Annotated in this window: 17 protein-coding genes; 8 read left to right on the plus strand and 9 right to left on the minus strand. The window is 73.8% G+C overall.

Features of this window, described 5'->3' with window-relative positions:
- Positions 1 to 10: 10 nt before the first annotated feature.
- On the minus strand, positions 11 to 1525 hold the full coding sequence (locus E0W78_RS03115) for a serine/threonine-protein kinase (RefSeq protein WP_165570390.1): 1515 nt from the start codon (positions 1523 to 1525) through the stop codon (positions 11 to 13).
- A 44-nt stretch (positions 1526 to 1569) separates the two neighbouring features.
- Positions 1570 to 2550: an FhaA domain-containing protein gene (locus E0W78_RS03120; RefSeq protein ID WP_131402378.1), complete on the minus strand. Its 981-nt coding sequence runs from the start codon at positions 2548 to 2550 to the stop codon at positions 1570 to 1572.
- A gap of 78 nt (positions 2551 to 2628) precedes the next feature.
- On the opposite strand from E0W78_RS03120, the gene E0W78_RS03125 reads away from it, so the two are divergent.
- Together E0W78_RS03125 and E0W78_RS03130 are read left to right on the plus strand one after the other, a co-directional pair.
- Positions 2629 to 3342, plus strand: a complete 714-nt coding sequence (locus E0W78_RS03125) for a hypothetical protein (RefSeq protein WP_131402379.1) — start codon at positions 2629 to 2631, stop codon at positions 3340 to 3342.
- Positions 3343 to 3399: 57 nt separating this feature from the next.
- Positions 3400 to 4905, plus strand: a complete 1506-nt coding sequence (locus E0W78_RS03130; protein WP_131402380.1) for an acetyl-CoA hydrolase/transferase family protein — start codon at positions 3400 to 3402, stop codon at positions 4903 to 4905.
- A gap of 103 nt (positions 4906 to 5008) precedes the next feature.
- Here the strand turns inward: E0W78_RS03130 and E0W78_RS03135 are convergent, their stop codons facing one another.
- Positions 5009 to 5677: a lytic murein transglycosylase gene (locus E0W78_RS03135; RefSeq protein ID WP_207392605.1), complete on the minus strand. Its 669-nt coding sequence runs from the start codon at positions 5675 to 5677 to the stop codon at positions 5009 to 5011.
- A 76-nt stretch (positions 5678 to 5753) separates the two neighbouring features.
- Here E0W78_RS03135 and E0W78_RS03140 point away from each other — a divergent pair, with 76 nt between their 5' ends.
- Complete coding sequence (locus tag E0W78_RS03140) at positions 5754 to 6281, plus strand: hypothetical protein (RefSeq protein ID WP_131402382.1); 528 nt, start codon at positions 5754 to 5756, stop codon at positions 6279 to 6281.
- A 6-nt stretch (positions 6282 to 6287) separates the two neighbouring features.
- Here E0W78_RS03140 and E0W78_RS03145 read toward each other — a convergent pair whose 3' ends face one another.
- From E0W78_RS03145 to E0W78_RS03160, 4 genes are all read right to left on the minus strand, one after another.
- Positions 6288 to 6542, minus strand: a complete 255-nt coding sequence (locus E0W78_RS03145) for an excalibur calcium-binding domain-containing protein (RefSeq protein WP_131402581.1) — start codon at positions 6540 to 6542, stop codon at positions 6288 to 6290.
- Between the two features lie 101 nt (positions 6543 to 6643).
- Entirely contained in the window at positions 6644 to 8302 is a 1659-nt protein-coding gene (locus E0W78_RS03150; RefSeq protein WP_131402383.1) for a catalase, read from the minus strand.
- Between the two features lie 75 nt (positions 8303 to 8377).
- The gene (locus E0W78_RS03155) at positions 8378 to 9310 is read right to left on the minus strand and encodes an NADP-dependent oxidoreductase (protein ID WP_131402384.1); all 933 of its coding nucleotides are present in this window, start codon (positions 9308 to 9310) and stop codon (positions 8378 to 8380) included.
- Positions 9307 to 9924, minus strand: a complete 618-nt coding sequence (locus E0W78_RS03160) for a hypothetical protein (protein ID WP_131402385.1) — start codon at positions 9922 to 9924, stop codon at positions 9307 to 9309. The genes E0W78_RS03155 and E0W78_RS03160 overlap by 4 nt, the downstream gene beginning before the upstream one ends.
- 118 nt (positions 9925 to 10042) lie before the next feature.
- Between E0W78_RS03160 and E0W78_RS03165 the strand changes: the two genes are divergently transcribed.
- From E0W78_RS03165 to E0W78_RS03185, 5 genes are read left to right on the plus strand one after another with little or no spacing between them, the layout of a single operon-like run.
- Positions 10043 to 10510 (plus strand): YbaK/EbsC family protein, encoded by a 468-nt coding sequence (locus E0W78_RS03165; protein WP_131402386.1) that lies wholly within the window; start codon positions 10043 to 10045, stop codon positions 10508 to 10510.
- Positions 10507 to 11952, plus strand: coding sequence for a HAMP domain-containing sensor histidine kinase (locus tag E0W78_RS03170; protein WP_131402387.1), 1446 nt, complete (start codon positions 10507 to 10509; stop codon positions 11950 to 11952). Before E0W78_RS03165 ends, E0W78_RS03170 begins: the two co-directional genes overlap by 4 nt.
- Positions 11949 to 12605, plus strand: a complete 657-nt coding sequence (locus tag E0W78_RS03175; protein ID WP_131402388.1) for a response regulator transcription factor — start codon at positions 11949 to 11951, stop codon at positions 12603 to 12605. The genes E0W78_RS03170 and E0W78_RS03175 overlap by 4 nt, the downstream gene beginning before the upstream one ends.
- 21 nt (positions 12606 to 12626) lie before the next feature.
- The gene (locus E0W78_RS03180) at positions 12627 to 13490 is read left to right on the plus strand and encodes an SGNH hydrolase domain-containing protein (protein WP_131402389.1); all 864 of its coding nucleotides are present in this window, start codon (positions 12627 to 12629) and stop codon (positions 13488 to 13490) included.
- A gap of 58 nt (positions 13491 to 13548) precedes the next feature.
- Complete coding sequence (locus tag E0W78_RS03185) at positions 13549 to 14424, plus strand: universal stress protein (protein ID WP_131402390.1); 876 nt, start codon at positions 13549 to 13551, stop codon at positions 14422 to 14424.
- 103 nt (positions 14425 to 14527) lie between these two features.
- On the opposite strand, the gene E0W78_RS03190 is transcribed toward E0W78_RS03185, so the two are convergent.
- Together E0W78_RS03190 and E0W78_RS03195 are read right to left on the minus strand one after the other, a co-directional pair.
- A complete protein-coding gene (locus E0W78_RS03190) occupies positions 14528 to 15136 on the minus strand; it encodes a hypothetical protein (RefSeq protein WP_131402391.1) in 609 nt (202 codons plus the stop codon).
- Between the two features lie 84 nt (positions 15137 to 15220).
- Complete coding sequence (locus E0W78_RS03195) at positions 15221 to 15898, minus strand: TetR family transcriptional regulator (RefSeq protein WP_207392607.1); 678 nt, start codon at positions 15896 to 15898, stop codon at positions 15221 to 15223.
- Positions 15899 to 15970 lie beyond the last annotated feature (72 nt).

Consider the following 15970-nt stretch of genomic DNA (forward strand, 5'->3'; position numbering starts at 1 on the left):
CTTGTGACGGTCAGCCCAGCGCCGACGGGTAGGCCACGAACAGGCCCGCCGCGGCCAGCGCGGCGGTGAGGCGCAGCATCGACGCCATGAGGGCGCCGAACCGCGGCCGCAGGCGGGTGACGCCCCACCAGGCCAGCGCGACCGACACCGCGGGCATCGTGGCCCACAGCTGCGTCCAGGCGTCGACGCCCTCGGGCCAGTCCAGGCCCAGGGAGTCGCTCAGCGCCACGACGCCGGCCGCGTACCAGGGCAGCAGCAGCACGAGGCTGCCGCGCCACGCGGCGGCCCAGGTCAGCGCGAGGGCCCGGGCGTGCGAGCCGCTCAGCGCGCTGCGCGGCACCGGCGAGCCCAGCGGCGGTCCGTCGAGGGCGGCCAGCAGCGGCCGGACGCGCAGCAGCAGACCACCGGCGACGAGGAGCATCGCGACGGCCGTCCAGTCCAGCGACGGCACCAGCGGCTGGGCCCGGACCACGTCCGCGGACGGCAGCAGGCTCTGGCTGCCCGCGACGACCGACGGCACCAGCAGCGCGAGGCCGAGACAGAGCAGGCCGCCGACCGCCCAGTGGCGCAGCCGCTCGGGCCAGCCGACGACGCCCTCCTGGCCGGTGGCACCCGCCCACGCAGCGTCGGTGACGAGCGGGCGCGGCACGGAGGTCGGCACGGCGGCGGTGCGGGCGGCGGCATCGACCGGGACGTCGGCGACGGCGTCCAGCGCGTCACGCATCTGCTCGACGGTCTGGAACCGCTCGTCCGGGTCGATCGCCATCGCGCCCAGCACGACCGCGGCGAGGTCGGCGCCGACGCCCGGCGCGAGGACCCGCGGGTCGGGGCGCGGCGCCTGCCGGTGGGCCATGAGCTGCTCGGCGACCGAGCCCTCGAACGGCGGGCGTCCGGTCAGGCACTCGAACAGCAGGCAGCCCACCGAGTAGACGTCGCTGCGCTCGTCGGCGCGGCCGTCGTACTGCTCGGGGGCCATGTAGTGCGGGGTGCCGGCGACCGTGGCCGTCGTGTCGGACGCGGCGCGGGAGATGCCGAAGTCGACGATCTTGACGCCGCCCTCGGGGGTGACCAGCACGTTGGCCGGCTTGATGTCCAGGTGCAGGATGCCGGCGCGGTGGCACGCAGCGAGCCCGTCGAGGACGCCGCGCACGGCGACGGTCGAGCGCAGGCTCGGGCCGTGGGCCTGCAGCAGCTCGCGCAGCGAGGTGCCCTCGACCAGCTCCATGACCAGGTGCGGGGTGACCTCGCCGTCGCCGTCGGGCATGTGGACGAGGTCGTGCACGGTGACGACGTGCGGGTGGGACACGCGCGCCAGGGCCTCGACCTCGCGCGTGATGCGGCGCATGGCCCGCGGGTCGTCGGCCAGGAAGTGCGAGAAGCGCTTGACCGCGACGTCGCGGCCCAGGTGCCGGTCGCGGGCGCGGAAGACGACGCCGTGGTTGCCGGCGCCGATGCGTCCGAGCAGCTCGAACCGGGCCACCGCCACGTCGATCGTGGGGTCGGGGCTCACGAAGGGGTCGACCACGGTGCGCCTCCTTCCCGGCTCGACGTCGGGCGCCGGCTCCATTGTCACCGCACGGTGGGCACGCGGCGGACGGGGACCGTGCCCGGGGCCGGCGCCGTGACCGTCACGACGACACCGGCGAGGGCCAGCTCGGCGCCGGGGCGCACCGTCGTCCAGACGTCCGGGGTCAGCCGCTCGCCGTCGACGGTCGTGCCGTTCGTGCTGCCCAGGTCCTTGACCTGCCACTCGCCGCGGGCGTGGCGCAGCGTCGCGTGGCGGTACGACACCTCCGGCTGGGGCAGGGCGAGCGGGCTGGCCTTGACGCGGCCCAGGACCGGCTCCTCCCCCGGCGTCAGCTCGGCCGCGTCGTCGCCGCGCTCGAGCCGCAGGCCGGACGCCAGCACCGGCATCGTGCCTGTGTCGGGCAGGTCGTGGACGAGGGCCGGGAAGCGGGTCGTGGCCGCCTCGGCCACGGGGGCGCGCACGGGCTCGGGACGTCGCTCGTCGTCGGCGGCCGGACGCAGCACCGACCAGCCGGCCGCAGCCGGGGCCGCGTCCGCACCGGCGACGGCGCCGCGGGCCGGCGCGGCCGAGCCGCCGCGCGCCGGCGGGATCCAGCCCGCCCGCAGCGACGGGTCGACCTCGACCTGCACCCGCACGTCCGCCGGGACGGTCCAGTCCTGGCGCTCGGCGTGCGCGACGTACAGCCGGGCGGCGTCGGCGCCGAGCCGCTCGAGGTCCTCGTCGGGGTCGAGCCGGACGACGTCCTCGGGCGCGAGCCGCACGACGAGGGAGCCGAAGGCCAGCCGCTCGCCGCTGGGCATGACGACGTGCTGGCCGGTCACCGCCCGCACGAACCGGCGTCGCAGCACGCCGTCGGAGCCGGCGGGGAGCGTCACGAGCTTCGCGGCGACCTCGCCGGCGGCCGCCCGCTTGGTGTCCGTGCGGAAGATCGCCTGGCCGACGCGTAGCAGCAGGACGACCACCCCGACGAGCAGCGCGAGGATCAACAGGTTCGAGACGACGGCGGAGAGGGAACCGGGCATGGCATCATCGTCGGCGTCCTGCGCCGGGCAGGTCGAGCCGGCGCGGAACGTGTTCCAGGAGGAGCCACGGTGGTGAGAGTGACGTGGTCCCGCGACGGCGGGCCGAGCGGCACCGAGGTGCTGGGCCCGGGCGCCCGCCTGGTCGTCGCCCGCCGCATGACGCTCCCCGAGCAGCAGCCGTTCACCGTCGAGCGCATCGACGGCTCGGTGTACCTGTTCGTCCGCCTGCCCTACGTCAGCGACCCGGCCCTCGTGCTCAGCGCGACCGACGGCCACCCGGTGCTGCACCGCGGGCAGCGGGCCAACGGTGCCGTGGTCGAGCTGGCCGCCCCTGGCGGGAGCCCGGTGACGCCGGAGCCCGGCCAGCGGGTCTCGCTCACGGCGTCCGGCACGCGGGTCGAGCTGCGGGTGCCCGCGCTCGTCCTCACGCTCGAGGTCGAGCTCGACCAGGCCGCCGCCCCGGTGGGCTCGGGCACCGTGCAGCTCGGCGTCGGCGCGCTCGAGCACGACGACGCCTGGCTCGTCGCCGCGCTCGCCGTCGCCCTCTCCCCCGACCACGGCATCGTCGGGCACGCCGACCTCAAGGCCGCGTTCGCCGCGTGGCGCGGGGAGCCGGAGATGTCCGACGGCACCTTCGACCGCAACGTGCTGCGTCCGTCGCTGGAGGCCCGAGGCGTCGAGCTGCCCGGCCGACGGCTCAACAAGATCGTCTACCTCGTCGAGCGCTGCCGGCGCACGGCCGAGTTCCCGCCTCGCGTGCTGGACGAGGTGCGGGCCCGGCTCGCGGCCTGAGCGTCCGTCCGGGGCCGCCCGTGCGCGGACGGCCCGGCGGGCCATGATGGACGCACCATGACTCGCGTCCTCAGCCCTCAGCTCCAGCAGCGCATCACCACGCCCGAGCGGGCCGCCACCTTCGTGCGCCACGGCGACAACGTCGGCATGAGCGGCTTCACGGGCGCCGGCTACCCCAAGGCCCTGCCGGCGGCCCTCGCGTCCCGGATGCAGGCCGCGCACGGCCGCGGCGAGGACTTCCGCATCGGCCTGTGGACCGGTGCGTCCACCGCGCCGGACGCCGACGGCGTGCTCGCCGAGGCGCACGGCATCTCGACCCGTCTGCCGTACAACTCCGACCCGACGCTGCGGGCGCTCATCAACTCCGGCGAGGTCGACTACGTCGACGCCCACCTGAGCCACAGCGCCCAGCACATGTGGTTCGGCTTCTACGGCAACCTCGACGTCGCCGTGGTCGAGGTGACCGCGATCCTGGCCGACGGGCTGCTCGTGCCGTCCAGCTCGGTGGGCAACAACAAGACCTGGCTGGACCAGGCCGACCGGATCATCCTCGAGGTCAACCACTGGCAGCCGCGCGAGCTCGAGGGCTTCCACGACGTCTACTACGGCACCGCCCTGCCGCCGCACCGCCGCCCGCTGGCCCTCACCGAGCCGATGCAGCGGATCGGCGAGCCGTACCTGCGGGTCGACCCGAGCAAGGTCGTCGCCGTCGTCGAGACCGACGCACCGGACCGCAACTCGCCGTTCAGCGAGCCGGACGACGCGTCGCGGGCCATCGCCGAGCACCTGGTCGACTTCCTGCGGCACGAGGTCGCGGCCGGACGCATGCCGGCCGAGCTGCTGCCGCTGCAGTCGGGCGTGGGCAACGTCGCCAACGCCGTGCTCGCCGGCCTCGACGCCAGCGACTTCACCGACCTCGTGGCCTACACCGAGGTGCTGCAGGACGGGATGCTCGACCTGCTCGACAGCGGCACCCTGCGAGCCGCCTCGGCGACGTCGTTCGGCCTGTCCGACGCCGGCGTCCGCCGCTTCATGGACGGGATCGACGCCTACAAGGGACGCATCCTGCTGCGCAGCGAGGAGATCTCGAACCACCCCGAGCTCGTCCGGCGGCTCGGGATCATCGCCATGAACGGGATGATCGAGGCCGACCTGTACGGCAACGTGAACTCCACCCACGTCATGGGCAGCGCGATCATGAACGGCATCGGCGGCTCGGGCGACTTCGCGCGCAACGCGTTCCTGAACTTCTTCCTGTCGCCGTCCACGGCCAAGCACGGCGCCATCTCGGCGATCGTGCCGATGGTCAGCCACGTCGACCACACCGAGCACGACGTCCACGTGGTCGTCACCGACCAGGGCCTGGCCGACCTGCGCGGGCTCGCGCCGCGCAAGCGCGCCCGGCGCATCATCGAGCACTGCGCCCACCCGGACTTCCGCGACGGCCTCACCGACTACCTGGAGCGCGCCGAGGCGTCGCGCCCCACCGCCCGGCACACGCCGCACCTGCTCGGCGAGGCGCTCTCGTGGCACCAGCGCTTCCTCGACACCGGCCACATGTAGGCGCGCTTCCGCTCCGGGGGCCGGATGCCGCTCCTCGAGCCGGTCGAGAGGACTCCTTTCGACAGGCTCAGGGAGCGGGCAGGCTCAGGGAGCGGGCCAGGCCTCAGCCCGCGTACTCGCGGGCGGCGTCGGCCACCTTGCGGGCGTAGGCGCCGCTGTTGTTGTAGGTGAGCACCGCCTCGACCCAGCCGTCGTCGTCGGACATCCCGTCGCCGGCGTCGCACAGGTAGCGCGCGGCGGCCAGGGTCGCGTCGTCGATCGAGTGCGGGTCGCGCCGCCCGTCCCCGTCGCCGTCCGCGCCCCAGCGCTCCCACGTGGTCGGGATGAACTGCATGGGGCCGACGGCCCGGTCCCACGTGGTGTCGCCGTCGAGCTCGCCGCCGTCGGTGTCCTCGATCGCCCGGATGCCGGGCCCGCCGTCCAGCCGGGGACCGAGGATGCGCGGGCGGACGTCGCCGGCCTCGCTGACCTCGGCGCCGCCGAACCGGGCGTGCGACGTCTCGACCCGTCCGATGCCGGCCAGCGTGTTCCAGCCGATCTCGCACCCGCGGGCGGCCAGGCGGTCGGAGGCTCGCGCGTACGCCCGTAGCACCCGCTCGGGCACCTGCGTGCGATCGGCGGTCTCGGCGAGCCAGGCGGCGTCCACGACCCCGTCGGCCACCGGCGCGGACACGCGCTCCGGGACGTCCACGTCGGGCCGCTGCGGACCTTCCGAGCAGGCCGCGAGCAGGGCGGCGACGGCGACGAGCGGGGCCAGGCGGAGGGTCCTCACGGCGCCAGTGTCCCGGACGGTCCAAGCCCGGACCCGGCTGCACCGGGCCCGCCGCCGCGACATAGGATCGTCGATCGTGCCTGGCCTTCCCCCGCAGCTCAAGGACTGGGTCCCGGTGGCCCACGAGATCCTCAAGACGACCGCCTCGACCTATCAGCAGACCATCACCTACAGCGAGCTCGCCGAGCTCGTCCAGACCCGTTCGGGCGTGCGGGCCGCCGCGCGGCCGTCGGCCTGGATGGGACCGCTCCTGGACGTCGTCGCGCTCCACGCGCAGCGCTCCGGCGAGCCGCCGCTGACCTCGCTCGCCGTCCGTCACGACGGCCGCGTGGGCGAGGCCTACGCGAAGGCCGCCGTCATCAACGGCACCTCGGACGTCAGCGACCTCGAGGCGCGCGCCGCCGAGCACCGACTCGCCTGCTACCGCGCCTTCGCCGCCGACGTGCCCGAGGACGCCGCCCCGGCGCTCACCGCGCAGGAGGCGCGCCGCCGGGCGACGGCCAAGGCCGCCGCCGCCAAGGCGGCGCCGCAGCGCCACGCGCCGGTGTGCGGACGCTGCTTCGTCCAGCTGCCGCTCAGCGGCAGCTGCGACACCTGCGACTGACCGCGGTCAGCGCTTCTCGCAGGCGATGCCGTCCTTGTCGCGGTCGCTCTTGCGGTTCGCGGTGTAGATCTTCTTGCTGCGCTTGAAGGTCGTCACCGGCGTGCCGGACGTGCGGTCGCGCGCCCCGGGCTTGCCCACGCCGTGCTTGTAGGTCTTGTGCATCTCGGTGCAGTTCTTGAACACGCGCGGTCCGGCGTCCGCCGTGGTGGCCGGACCGACCGCGAGGGCGGCACCGACGACGGCGGACAGGACGAGGGGCATCACACGCACGAGGGCCTCCGGGACGGTGCAGGACGGGACGAACCCGTCGATCCTCGCCCCGGAGGCCCCGCGCGCGGGCGGTTTTCGCGAACTTCGGCCTTCTAGCGCTCGACGACCACGTGCTCGTCCGGCACGCAGTGGGTCATGGTCAGCCCCTCGACGTCGCGCGGACCGTTGCTGCCGAGGTTCTTGAGCCGCTCGAGCTCGTCGGCGTCCAACGTCTGGCTCTGCAGCGGCGGCAGGTCGCGGACGTCGTCGGCGCCGATGCCCAGGCCCTCCCCGACCCGCTGGCCGAGCTCGTCGTCGCACAGCAGGAAGTGCCAGACCATGCGCTCCTGCACCTCCCGGACGGCCTCGCCGATGTTGGCCACCAGGTTCGCCACGAGGTCGTCCTTCTCCCACTGCTCCATGAGCTGGTAGCGCTGGCCGGCCTGGGTGTAGTCGTTCGTCCGCGGGATGCGCTTGCGGGTCAGCCGGCCGACGATCTCCGGGCCCTGCTCGTCGTGCGTGGGCGCCTGGCCCTCACGCAGGCCGCCGGTGATGGAGGGCTCATAGTTGACGTGCGGGTTCTCGCCACGCTGGTCCGGCCCGAACGACATCTGCCCGCCGGACTGGTTGGTCGCGACCTGGGCGTTCTTGGCCGAGTTCACCGGCAGCTGCAGGTAGTTCGGGCCGACGCGGTAGCGCTGGGTGTCGCTGTAGGAGAACGTCCGCCCGACCAGCATCTTGTCGTCGGAGAAGTCCAGGCCGTCGACCAGGACGCCGGTGCCGAAGCTGATCTGCTCGTTCTCGGCGTGGTGGTCGGTGACGTTGCGGTCCAGCACCATGCGTCCGACGACCTTCGGCGGGAACTCGTTCTCGGGCCACACCTTGGTGTCGTCGAGCGGGTCGAAGTCGAGCTCGGGGTGCTCCTCGTCGCTCATCAGCTGCACCTGCAGCTCCCACTCGGGGAAGTCGCCGGCCTCGATCGCGTCGTAGAGGTCCTTGCTCGCGTGACCGAGGTCGCCGGCCTGGATCGCGGCGGCGTCGGCCTCGGTGAGGCTCTTCACCCCGATCTTCGGGATCCAGTGGTACTTGACCAGGTGCGACTCCCCCTGCTCGTTGATCCACTTGTAGGTGTTCACGCCGAAGCCCTGCATCGTGCGGTAGTTCGCCGGGATGCCGCGGGGGCTGAACAGGTTGACCAGCATGTGCATCGCCTCGGGCGTCTGCGACATGAAGTCGAAGATGCGCGCCGGCTCCTGGCGGAAGGTGATCGGGTCCGGCTTGAGCGCGTGGATGACGTCGGGGAACTTGATCGCGTCCCGGATGAAGAACACGCCCAAGTTGTTGCCGACGAGGTCCCAGTTGCCGTCCTCGGTGTAGAACTTCACCGCGAACCCGCGCGGGTCACGGGCCGCCTCGGACGAGTCGCGGCCACCGATGACGGTCGAGAACCGGATCGCGACGTCCGTGCGCTTGCCGGCCTCCTGGAACAGCTTGGCGCGGGTGTAGCGCGAGATCGGCTCGTCGCCCCACTGGCCGGTCGCCTCGAAGTGGCCGTACGCGACGAATCCCCGGGCGTGGACGACACGCTCGGGGATCCGCTCCCGATCGAAGTGGCTGATCTTCTCCAGGAACTGGTAGTTCTCCAGGGTGGCGGGGCCACGGGCTCCGACCGTCCGCTGGTTCTGGTTGTCGTGGACCGGATGGCCCTGCCGGGTCGTGAGGACCCGGCGGTCGTCGCCCTCGGCGGGCGGCTGGGCTGCGACGTCGGTCATGGGTCGTCCTTCCTGAGCGGGTGGGTATCTCTCGCCCGTACCCCGCTCCGGCGACCTGAACCGTCGACGGTCCGGTCAGCCCACGGTGAGCACGATCTTGCCGCGCACGTGCCCCTCCATGGACTCGCGCCAGGCGTCGGCCGCGCGCTCGAGCGGGTAGGTGGACGCGATCGGCACCGTCAGCTCGCCGGCGTCGGCCAGGGTCGCCAGCGCCGCGAGGTCGTCCACGTCGGGGTGGACGAACACGTAGGTGCCGCCCAGCTCGGCCACGGCCGGGTCGGCGATCGACGCCACCCGGCCCTGGTGCTGGTCGGCGAGCACGTCCGGGGCCGTCGTGAGCGCGTCTCCGCCCCGGGTGTCGAGCACCGCGGTGACGCCGTCGGGAGCCAGCGCGCGGACCCGGTCGACGAGCCCGTCGCCGTAGGCCACCGACTCGCCGCCGAGCTCGCGGACGAAGTCGTGGTTGGCCTCCGACGCCGTGCCGATGACCCGGGCCCCGCGCGCCGCGGCGATCTGCACCGCGAAGACGCCGACGCCGCCGGACGCGCCGTGGACGAGCACGACGTCGTCGGCACCCACCTGCAGCGCGTCCTCGAGCGCCTGGAACGCGGTGAGCCCGGCCAGCGGGATGCCGGCCGCCTCCTCGAACGACAGCGAGGTGGGCTTCAGCGCCAGCGTGGCGCGGGGCGCCGCGACCTGCTCGGCGTAGGTGCCGCCGTGGACGGCGTCCTTGCGGAGGTAGCCGTAGACCTCGTCGCCCACGCGCAGGTCGCGGTGGGCCGGCCCGACCTCGGTGACGACGCCGGCGACGTCCCAGCCGGGTACGGCGGGCAGGAAGACGTCCAGGGCCGAGTCCAGGCCGCCGGAGGCGACCTTCCAGTCGACCGGGTTGACCGAGCTCGCCCGCACCGCGACGCGCACCCAGTCCGGACCCACCTTCGGGTCGTCCACCTCGCCGTAGGTCAGCTGCTCGGGACCGCCGTACTCGGCGTAGGTGATCGCCTTCACCGCGGGTCGTCCTCGGTCAGCTCCTCGATCGGGGCATCGACGTCCGGACCGCTGCTGTAGACGACCTCCTCCTCGACCTCGGTGTGGCCGACCGGAGGGACGGGCTGCGTGCCCGCACCGCTGGGTGCGTCGGTGGGCCGGTCGGCCGCGTGGGCACCGCCCTCGCCCGACGAGCCGCCCTCGGGCGCGGTGCCGCTGCCCGGCGTGGGCGCGGAGTACATGGGGGTGGAGGCGGCGGTGCCGCCCGGCGTCGCGTCGTCCGCCGAGCCGGCGTCGTCCGGAGCGGGGCCCGCGTCGGGCGTCGGCGCGGAGTACATCGGGGTGGACGCGGCGGCCTCGGTGCCCGAGCCGCTGGTGCCGGAGCCGCTGCTGCTCGAGCCGCTGCTGCCAGAGCCGGTGCTGCTCGAGCCGGTGCTGCTGCTGGAGCCGGAGCCGGAGCTCGACGAGCCGCTCGCGGCTCCCGTGGCCTGGTCGACCACCTGGGACGCCAGGTCCGGGGCGTCCTCGCGCACCCGCTGGGCGGTGCGGACGATCTGCTCGTAGCGGCCACGGCCAGCGCGGGTGCCCAGCACGTAGCCGGTGGCGAAGGCGGCGGCGTTCAGGATCTTGCTCATCCTCGGTCCTCTCGTCGGGGCTGGCCGGGCCGTACCCACGGACGCGGGATTCATGCACGGGCCTGCCGCACCCCGGCGCGCCGGGAGCGCGCCGCCCCGCGCCGATAGTCTCGTCCCCATGGAACTGGCCGGACGTGCGCGCGCGCTCGACGACGCCCGGTCCCGCGACCTGGCCGTCGAGATCGTCCCGCTCCCCCGGGTCGACTCGCTGGAGCAGGCCGCCGAGGCGCTGGGGGTGACGCCGCGCGACGTGGTCAAGACGCTCGTCGTGAAGCGCAGCGACGACACCTTCGTGCTGGTGCTCGTGCCCGGCGACCGGCAGATCGCGTGGCCCAAGCTCCGCTCGTTGCTCGGCGCCAACCGCCTGCAGCTCCCGGACGCCGAGGTCGCGCTCGCCGCGACCGGCTACGCCCGAGGCACGATCACCCCGCTCGGCGCGCGCGGCGACTGGCCCGTGGTCGGCGACGCGTCGCTGGCCGGACGCACCGTCTGCCTCGGCGCCGGCGAGCGCGGCTGGATGGCCCGGGTGGAGGCGGACGACCTGGTGCGGGCCTACGCCGCGACCGTCGCCGACGTCACCGGATGAGCGCCGCGTCCCGCCGCGCCGCGCTCCCGTCCTGGGTGCGGCGCCTGCCCCGGCTGAGCGGCCTGCCCGTGCGCCGCCGGCTCGCCTACGCCGTGGCGGCGCTGACCGCCCTCGTGCTCGCCGGCGTCGGCCTCACGCTGTACGGCGTCGAGTCCGGTCGCATCGACGAGGACGCCGACGAGAGCCTGTCCCACCAGCTCGACCACATCGAGACGGTGCGCAACGAGAACGACCTCGACACCGGGCGCCCGTACGCCAGCTCGGACCGACTGGTCGCGGCGTTCCTGGAGCAGAGCCTCGCCGGCCACAACGAGGACCTCTACGCGGTGTTCAGCAACGGGGACCGCGCCGTGCAGGGCGACTCCAACCCGGGGCTGGAGGGATCGGGGCGGTTCTGGCCGCTCGTGGACGAGATGCGCGACGAGGGCGGCGTCCGCGACCTCGAGGTGCGTGGCCAGACGTACCGCGTGGCGGTGAAGCCGGTGTCGATCGACGACACCACCGCCGCCCTCGTCGCGGTGCACAACCTCAGCGCCGACCGCGAGGGGCTGCGTGCGCTGGTGCTGAACTACACCGCGCTCGCCGTCCTGGCCGTGCTCGTGGTGGCGGCGCTGTCGTCCCGCATCGCCGGCAGCCTGCTGCGTCCGGTCCGCAACCTGCGCGACACGGCCCTGCAGATCAGCGAGGGCGACGTCGGACGCCGCATGGTCGTCACCGGCAACGACGACCTGGCCGATCTGCAGCGCACGTTCAACGCGATGCTCGACCGGCTCGACGCCGCCCTGACCGCCCAGCGCCGCCTGCTGGACGACGCCGGCCACGAGCTGCGCACCCCGCTCACCGTGCTGCGGGGGCACCTGGAGGTGCTCGACCCGAACGATCCCGTGGACGTCGACGACACCCGGCGGCTGCTGCTGGACGAGGTCGACCGGATGACCCGGCTGGTCGAGGACCTGCTGCTGCTGGCCAAGGCCCGGCGCACCGACTTCGTCCAGCCGCACCCGTCCGACGTCGCCGCGATCACCCACGGCGTCGTGGCCCGGGCCCGGGGACTGGGCGACCGCCACTGGGTCGTCGACGCCGTCGCCGAGACCACCGCCGAGCTGGACGAGCAGCGCATCGTGCAGGCCCTGCTGCAGCTCACCGACAACGCCGTCCGGCACACCGGGCCCGGCGACGAGATCGGCGTCGGGTCGGCCGTCGCGGACGGCCGGCTGGAGCTGTGGGTCCGTGACACCGGGCCCGGCGTCGAGCCGCAGCTGCGCGACCGGCTGTTCGAGCGCTTCAGCCGCGGTGCCGACGACGACGACCGCTTCGGCCTCGGGCTGGGGCTGTCGATCGTCGAGGCGATCGCGACCGCGCACGACGGCGCGGTCGTGCTGGACGACACCGAGACCGGCGCGACCGTGCGGTTGCGCCTTCCGCTGAAGGAGAGCTCGTGAACCGGATCCTGATCGCCGAGGACGAGGAGCGCATCGCCTCGTTCGTCTCCAAGGGCCTGCGCGCGGAGGGGTTCGCCCCCACCGTCGTGGCCGACGGCCAGTCGGCGCTCGACCACGCGCTGGCCGGCGAGGCCGACCTCGTCGTGCTCGACATCGGCCTGCCCGTCATGGACGGCTTCGCCGTGCTCGCGCGGCTGTCGGCCGAGTGCCCGGCCCTGCCGGTCATCGTCCTCACCGCACGCGACTCGCTCGACACCACGGTCGCGGCGCTGGAGGGCGGGGCCGCCGACTACATGGCCAAGCCGTTCCGGTTCGACGAGCTGCTGGCACGCGTCCGGCTGCGGCTGCGCGACCAGAGCGAGCCCGCCGTCCTGGAGCTGACCGTCGGCGACGTGACCCTCGACCTGCGCCGCCACCGGGCCAGCGTCGGCGAGAAGGTCGTGGAGCTGTCGGCGCGCGAGATGACCCTCGCCGAGGTGCTGGTCCGTCACCGCGGGCAGGTGCTGTCGCGCGAGCAGCTGCTCTCGCAGGTCTGGGGCTACGACTTCGATCCCGGCTCGAACGTCGTGGACGTGTACGTCGGCTACCTGCGCAAGAAGCTGGGCTCGGACTTCGTCACGACGGTCCGCGGCGCGGGGTACCGCGTCGACTGATCCGGCCGTAGCGTGGATCACATGAAGCGTCTCGCGATCCTCCTCGTCGCGGTGCTCACGGCCGGCCTGCTGGCCGCTCCGTCGGCCTCCGCCGCCCTACGGCCCAGCCCCGCGCGGGCCGGGTCCGACGTCCGGGCCGACTACATGGCCTCGTGCTACCAGAGCAAGACGTCCGGCTCCCGGCCGACGCACTGCACGTTCGGCCGCCGCGGCAGCGCCACCCGCGTCGCGGTCATCGGCGACTCGGTCGCCAAGCAGTACGTGACCGCGCTCGACCACGCCGGCCGCACCCGTGGCTGGGCGGTCGACGTCTACGCCAAGACCGCGTGCTCCTTCGGCCGCTACAACGGACGCGCCGGGAAGCAGTGTGCGGACTGGAACCGCAACGTCATGCGGAAGGTGCGCCGAGCCGGCTACGACTACGTCGTCACCGCGCTCTACGAGACCCACGCGTACGCGACGTCGCGCTACAACACCGACTCCGAGCGCCGCACGCGCTTCATCAAGGGCATGCGGTCGCGCATCTCCTACCTGCAGCGCGGCGGCGCCAAGGTCGTGCTGCTCAACGACACTCCCAAGTTCGGCCACGACGTGCCGTCGTGCCTGAAGCGGAACAGCTCGCGCCCCAGCCGCTGCGACGAGAGCCGCGGGTACGCACTGAGCTCGCAGCGGTTCTGGACGTCGTCCGCCCGGCAGCGGCTCATGCGGGGCCTCGTGCCGTCGCGCCGCCTGGTCAGCATCACCGGGTCCCTGTGCACGTCGCGCAGCTGCCAGGCGGCGAAGAGCAGCGTGATCGTCTACCGCGACAGTCACCACTTCACCGAGACGTTCGTCCGCTGGCAGCGCGAGAACATCGCGCGCCGGCTGGTGCGCGCCCTGCGCTGAGCCTCACCGGCGCAGGACCCTGCGCTGCCGGACGGACGTCGTGCTGAGGGGGACGATCATGAGCAGGTTCGTCGTGGGTGTGGACGGCTCGCCGCAGAGCGGGGCCGCGCTGGAGTGGGCCGTGGAACGGGCCCGGCGCGGAGGCGAGCACCTGGAGCTGGTGCACGTCTACGAGACGCCCGTCGTGGCCGACTTCTTCGGCTACCAGGCGGTGCTGGCCGCCTCGGTCGTGGACGACCTCGCCGCCGCCGGACACGACCTGGTCGAGGCCGGACGGGCTCGGGTCGAGCAGCTCGCCCCGGACGTCCCGGTCACGGTGCGCGTCGACAGCGGGCACCCGGCCACGGTCCTGGTGGAGGCCTCGCGGTCGGCGGACCTCGTCGTCGTGGGCCGGCGCGGTCTCGGCTGGGCCGCGAGCGTCCTGGTGGGGTCGGTCGCCCATCGTGTGACGGTGCAGTCGTCCTGCCCGGTGGCCGTGGTCGGCGAGGACGGCGCCCCGGACTCCGGCCCGATCGTGGTCGGCGTCGACGGCTCGGCGACGGGGACCCAGGCCCTCCGGTGGGCGGTCGGCGAGGCGACGGTCCGCGGCACGTCGGTGCGAGCGGTCGCCGCCTACGACGTGCTCCACCCGGCGTTCGCGGCGGACCCGGAGCTGGCCGAGCAGCTGCGCAAGGACGTCGAGTCCGAGGCGCGGGCCACGATCGCGAGCGTCCTGGACGAGCAGGGTGAGCCCGCCGTCCCGATCGACCTCGTGCTGGAGTCCCAGCGGGCGGCCGAGGCGATCCTCGGCGCAGCCGACGACGCGCAGCTGGTCGTCGTCGGCACGCACGGCAAGGGTGCGGTGCGGCGGATGCTGCTGGGCTCGACCAGCCGGTTCGTCCTCGACGAGGCCGACCGTCCGGTCGTGATCGTGCCGACGCCCCGCGACGGCTGATCGCTCGTCGTCGTGCTGACCCGCGCGGGTCGGGTTCCCGGACCCGGACGCACGACGGGGCCGGGACGGAGTGATCGTCCCGGCCCCGCCGTGGGTCTGCTGGTCAGTCGTCGTCGTGACGGTCGTGGCCGCGGTGGCGGCCCGGGCCGTCGTCGCCGTGACGCTCCCACCCGCGCTCGCGGTCCCAGCCGCGGTGGCGTCCGGGGCGGTCGTCCGTGCGGCGGTCGCGGGCGCGTTCGCGGGCATCGCGGTGGTCGCCACGGTGCTTGCCCGGGCGCGCGGCCACGTCGTCCGCGTCGTCGTCCTTGCCGACACTGGCCACCGGGATCGGTGAGGACGTCGCGCGCTCGGCCGCTCGGGCCTCCGTGCGCTCGGCCTGCTCCCGCTCGGCCCGCTCGGCCGCCGCGACCTGCTGCGCCCGCGCCTGCTGGGCAGCACGCTGCTTGGCGAGGGCGACCCGCTGCTGCGCGGTCTGGAACTGGCTGGTCAGCTGGTTGGTCTGGTTGAGCGCCGCGTCGAGCACGCCGCTGATCTGCAGGCTCAGGTCGCCGGCGGACTCGGTGTCGACGGCTCCGGACGTACCGGTGACCGGAGACGTGTCGATGCGGCGGTCATTGCCGCTCTCGCTCGCGACGGCGACGGTCACGCCGGCGGTTCCCAGGACGGCGGCCGTGCTGAGCGCCGCCAGGCACCCTCGTGCGGTCCAGCTCATGAAAGCTCCTCCTCGACGGGTCGGTCTCCTCCAGACCTTGCCCGTCCGTGATGAGGGCAACATGAATCCCCGGTGAGGGAGTTCTTATCTGTTTTCGGACGCCGCCGGGGATCCACCCCGCGTCCACCCACCGCGGCGGAGCCGCTCCGCGGCGTCCAGCAGGAGGTCCAGGGCGAACACGAACTCAAAGTCCTCGTCGCACCCCGCGCCGACCTGGCCGAGGTCTCCCCCGGTCGCTGCCGTCGCGATGGCCAGGATGTGCGGGTAGCGCCGACCCATCTCGGCCATCGCGGCGGCCGCCGTCTCGGCGTCCGGACCGGGCGCGTCCGGGTCTGCGGGCGCATCGAAGAGCTCGGGACTGAAGCCCCAGATCCGGTTGCCCAGCGCGTGCATGAGGTGGTGGGTCAGGTCCGCGGAGCACCCGCCGGCCAGGAATCCGCCCGTGACCGCGTCCATGTGCGCCAGGACGGTCGGCGTGCGGCGGGTGCGTGACTCGATCGCCCGTCGCGCCCACGCGTGACGCTGAACGGCTGCCCGCGCCGAGAGCACGCGATGCCGCACGGCGTCCTGCCACGACACGTCCGCCGGAGGCTCGGTGAGCTCGGCGATGACCACGTCGACCATGCCGTCGAGCAGGTCGTCCTTGTTCGCGACGTGCTTGTAGAGCGCCATGGGGACCACACCCAGCTCCTGGGCCAGGCGACGCATGCTGAGCGCGTCGATCCCGATCTCGTCCGCGAGGGTCACCGCTTCGGCCAGCACGCGATCACGGTTCAGCGGGGCCCGTCGTTCCTGCGGCGACATGTGACTCCTCGATCCTTGACAGGTGGACAC

This window comes from Aeromicrobium sp. IC_218, from assembly GCF_004336805.1.
In the GTDB taxonomy this organism is placed as follows: Bacteria; Actinomycetota; Actinomycetes; order Propionibacteriales; family Nocardioidaceae; genus Aeromicrobium.

Bases quoted from the DNA above. Each gene is read 5' to 3' on its own strand.
- E0W78_RS03120 (WP_131402378.1), bottom strand. From the start codon at position 2,550: ATGCCCGGTTCCCTCTCCGCCGTCGTCTCGAACCTGTTGATCCTCGCG.
- E0W78_RS03130 (WP_131402380.1), top strand. From the start codon at position 3,400: ATGACTCGCGTCCTCAGCCCTCAGCTCCAGCAGCGCATCACCACGCCC.
- E0W78_RS03145 (WP_131402581.1), bottom strand. From the start codon at position 6,542: ATGCCCCTCGTCCTGTCCGCCGTCGTCGGTGCCGCCCTCGCGGTCGGT.
- E0W78_RS03150 (WP_131402383.1), bottom strand. From the start codon at position 8,302: ATGACCGACGTCGCAGCCCAGCCGCCCGCCGAGGGCGACGACCGCCGG.
- E0W78_RS03160 (WP_131402385.1), bottom strand. From the start codon at position 9,924: ATGAGCAAGATCCTGAACGCCGCCGCCTTCGCCACCGGCTACGTGCTG.
- E0W78_RS03165 (WP_131402386.1), top strand. From the start codon at position 10,043: ATGGAACTGGCCGGACGTGCGCGCGCGCTCGACGACGCCCGGTCCCGC.
- E0W78_RS03170 (WP_131402387.1), top strand. From the start codon at position 10,507: ATGAGCGCCGCGTCCCGCCGCGCCGCGCTCCCGTCCTGGGTGCGGCGC.
- E0W78_RS03180 (WP_131402389.1), top strand. From the start codon at position 12,627: ATGAAGCGTCTCGCGATCCTCCTCGTCGCGGTGCTCACGGCCGGCCTG.
- E0W78_RS03185 (WP_131402390.1), top strand. From the start codon at position 13,549: ATGAGCAGGTTCGTCGTGGGTGTGGACGGCTCGCCGCAGAGCGGGGCC.
- E0W78_RS03190 (WP_131402391.1), bottom strand. From the start codon at position 15,136: ATGAGCTGGACCGCACGAGGGTGCCTGGCGGCGCTCAGCACGGCCGCC.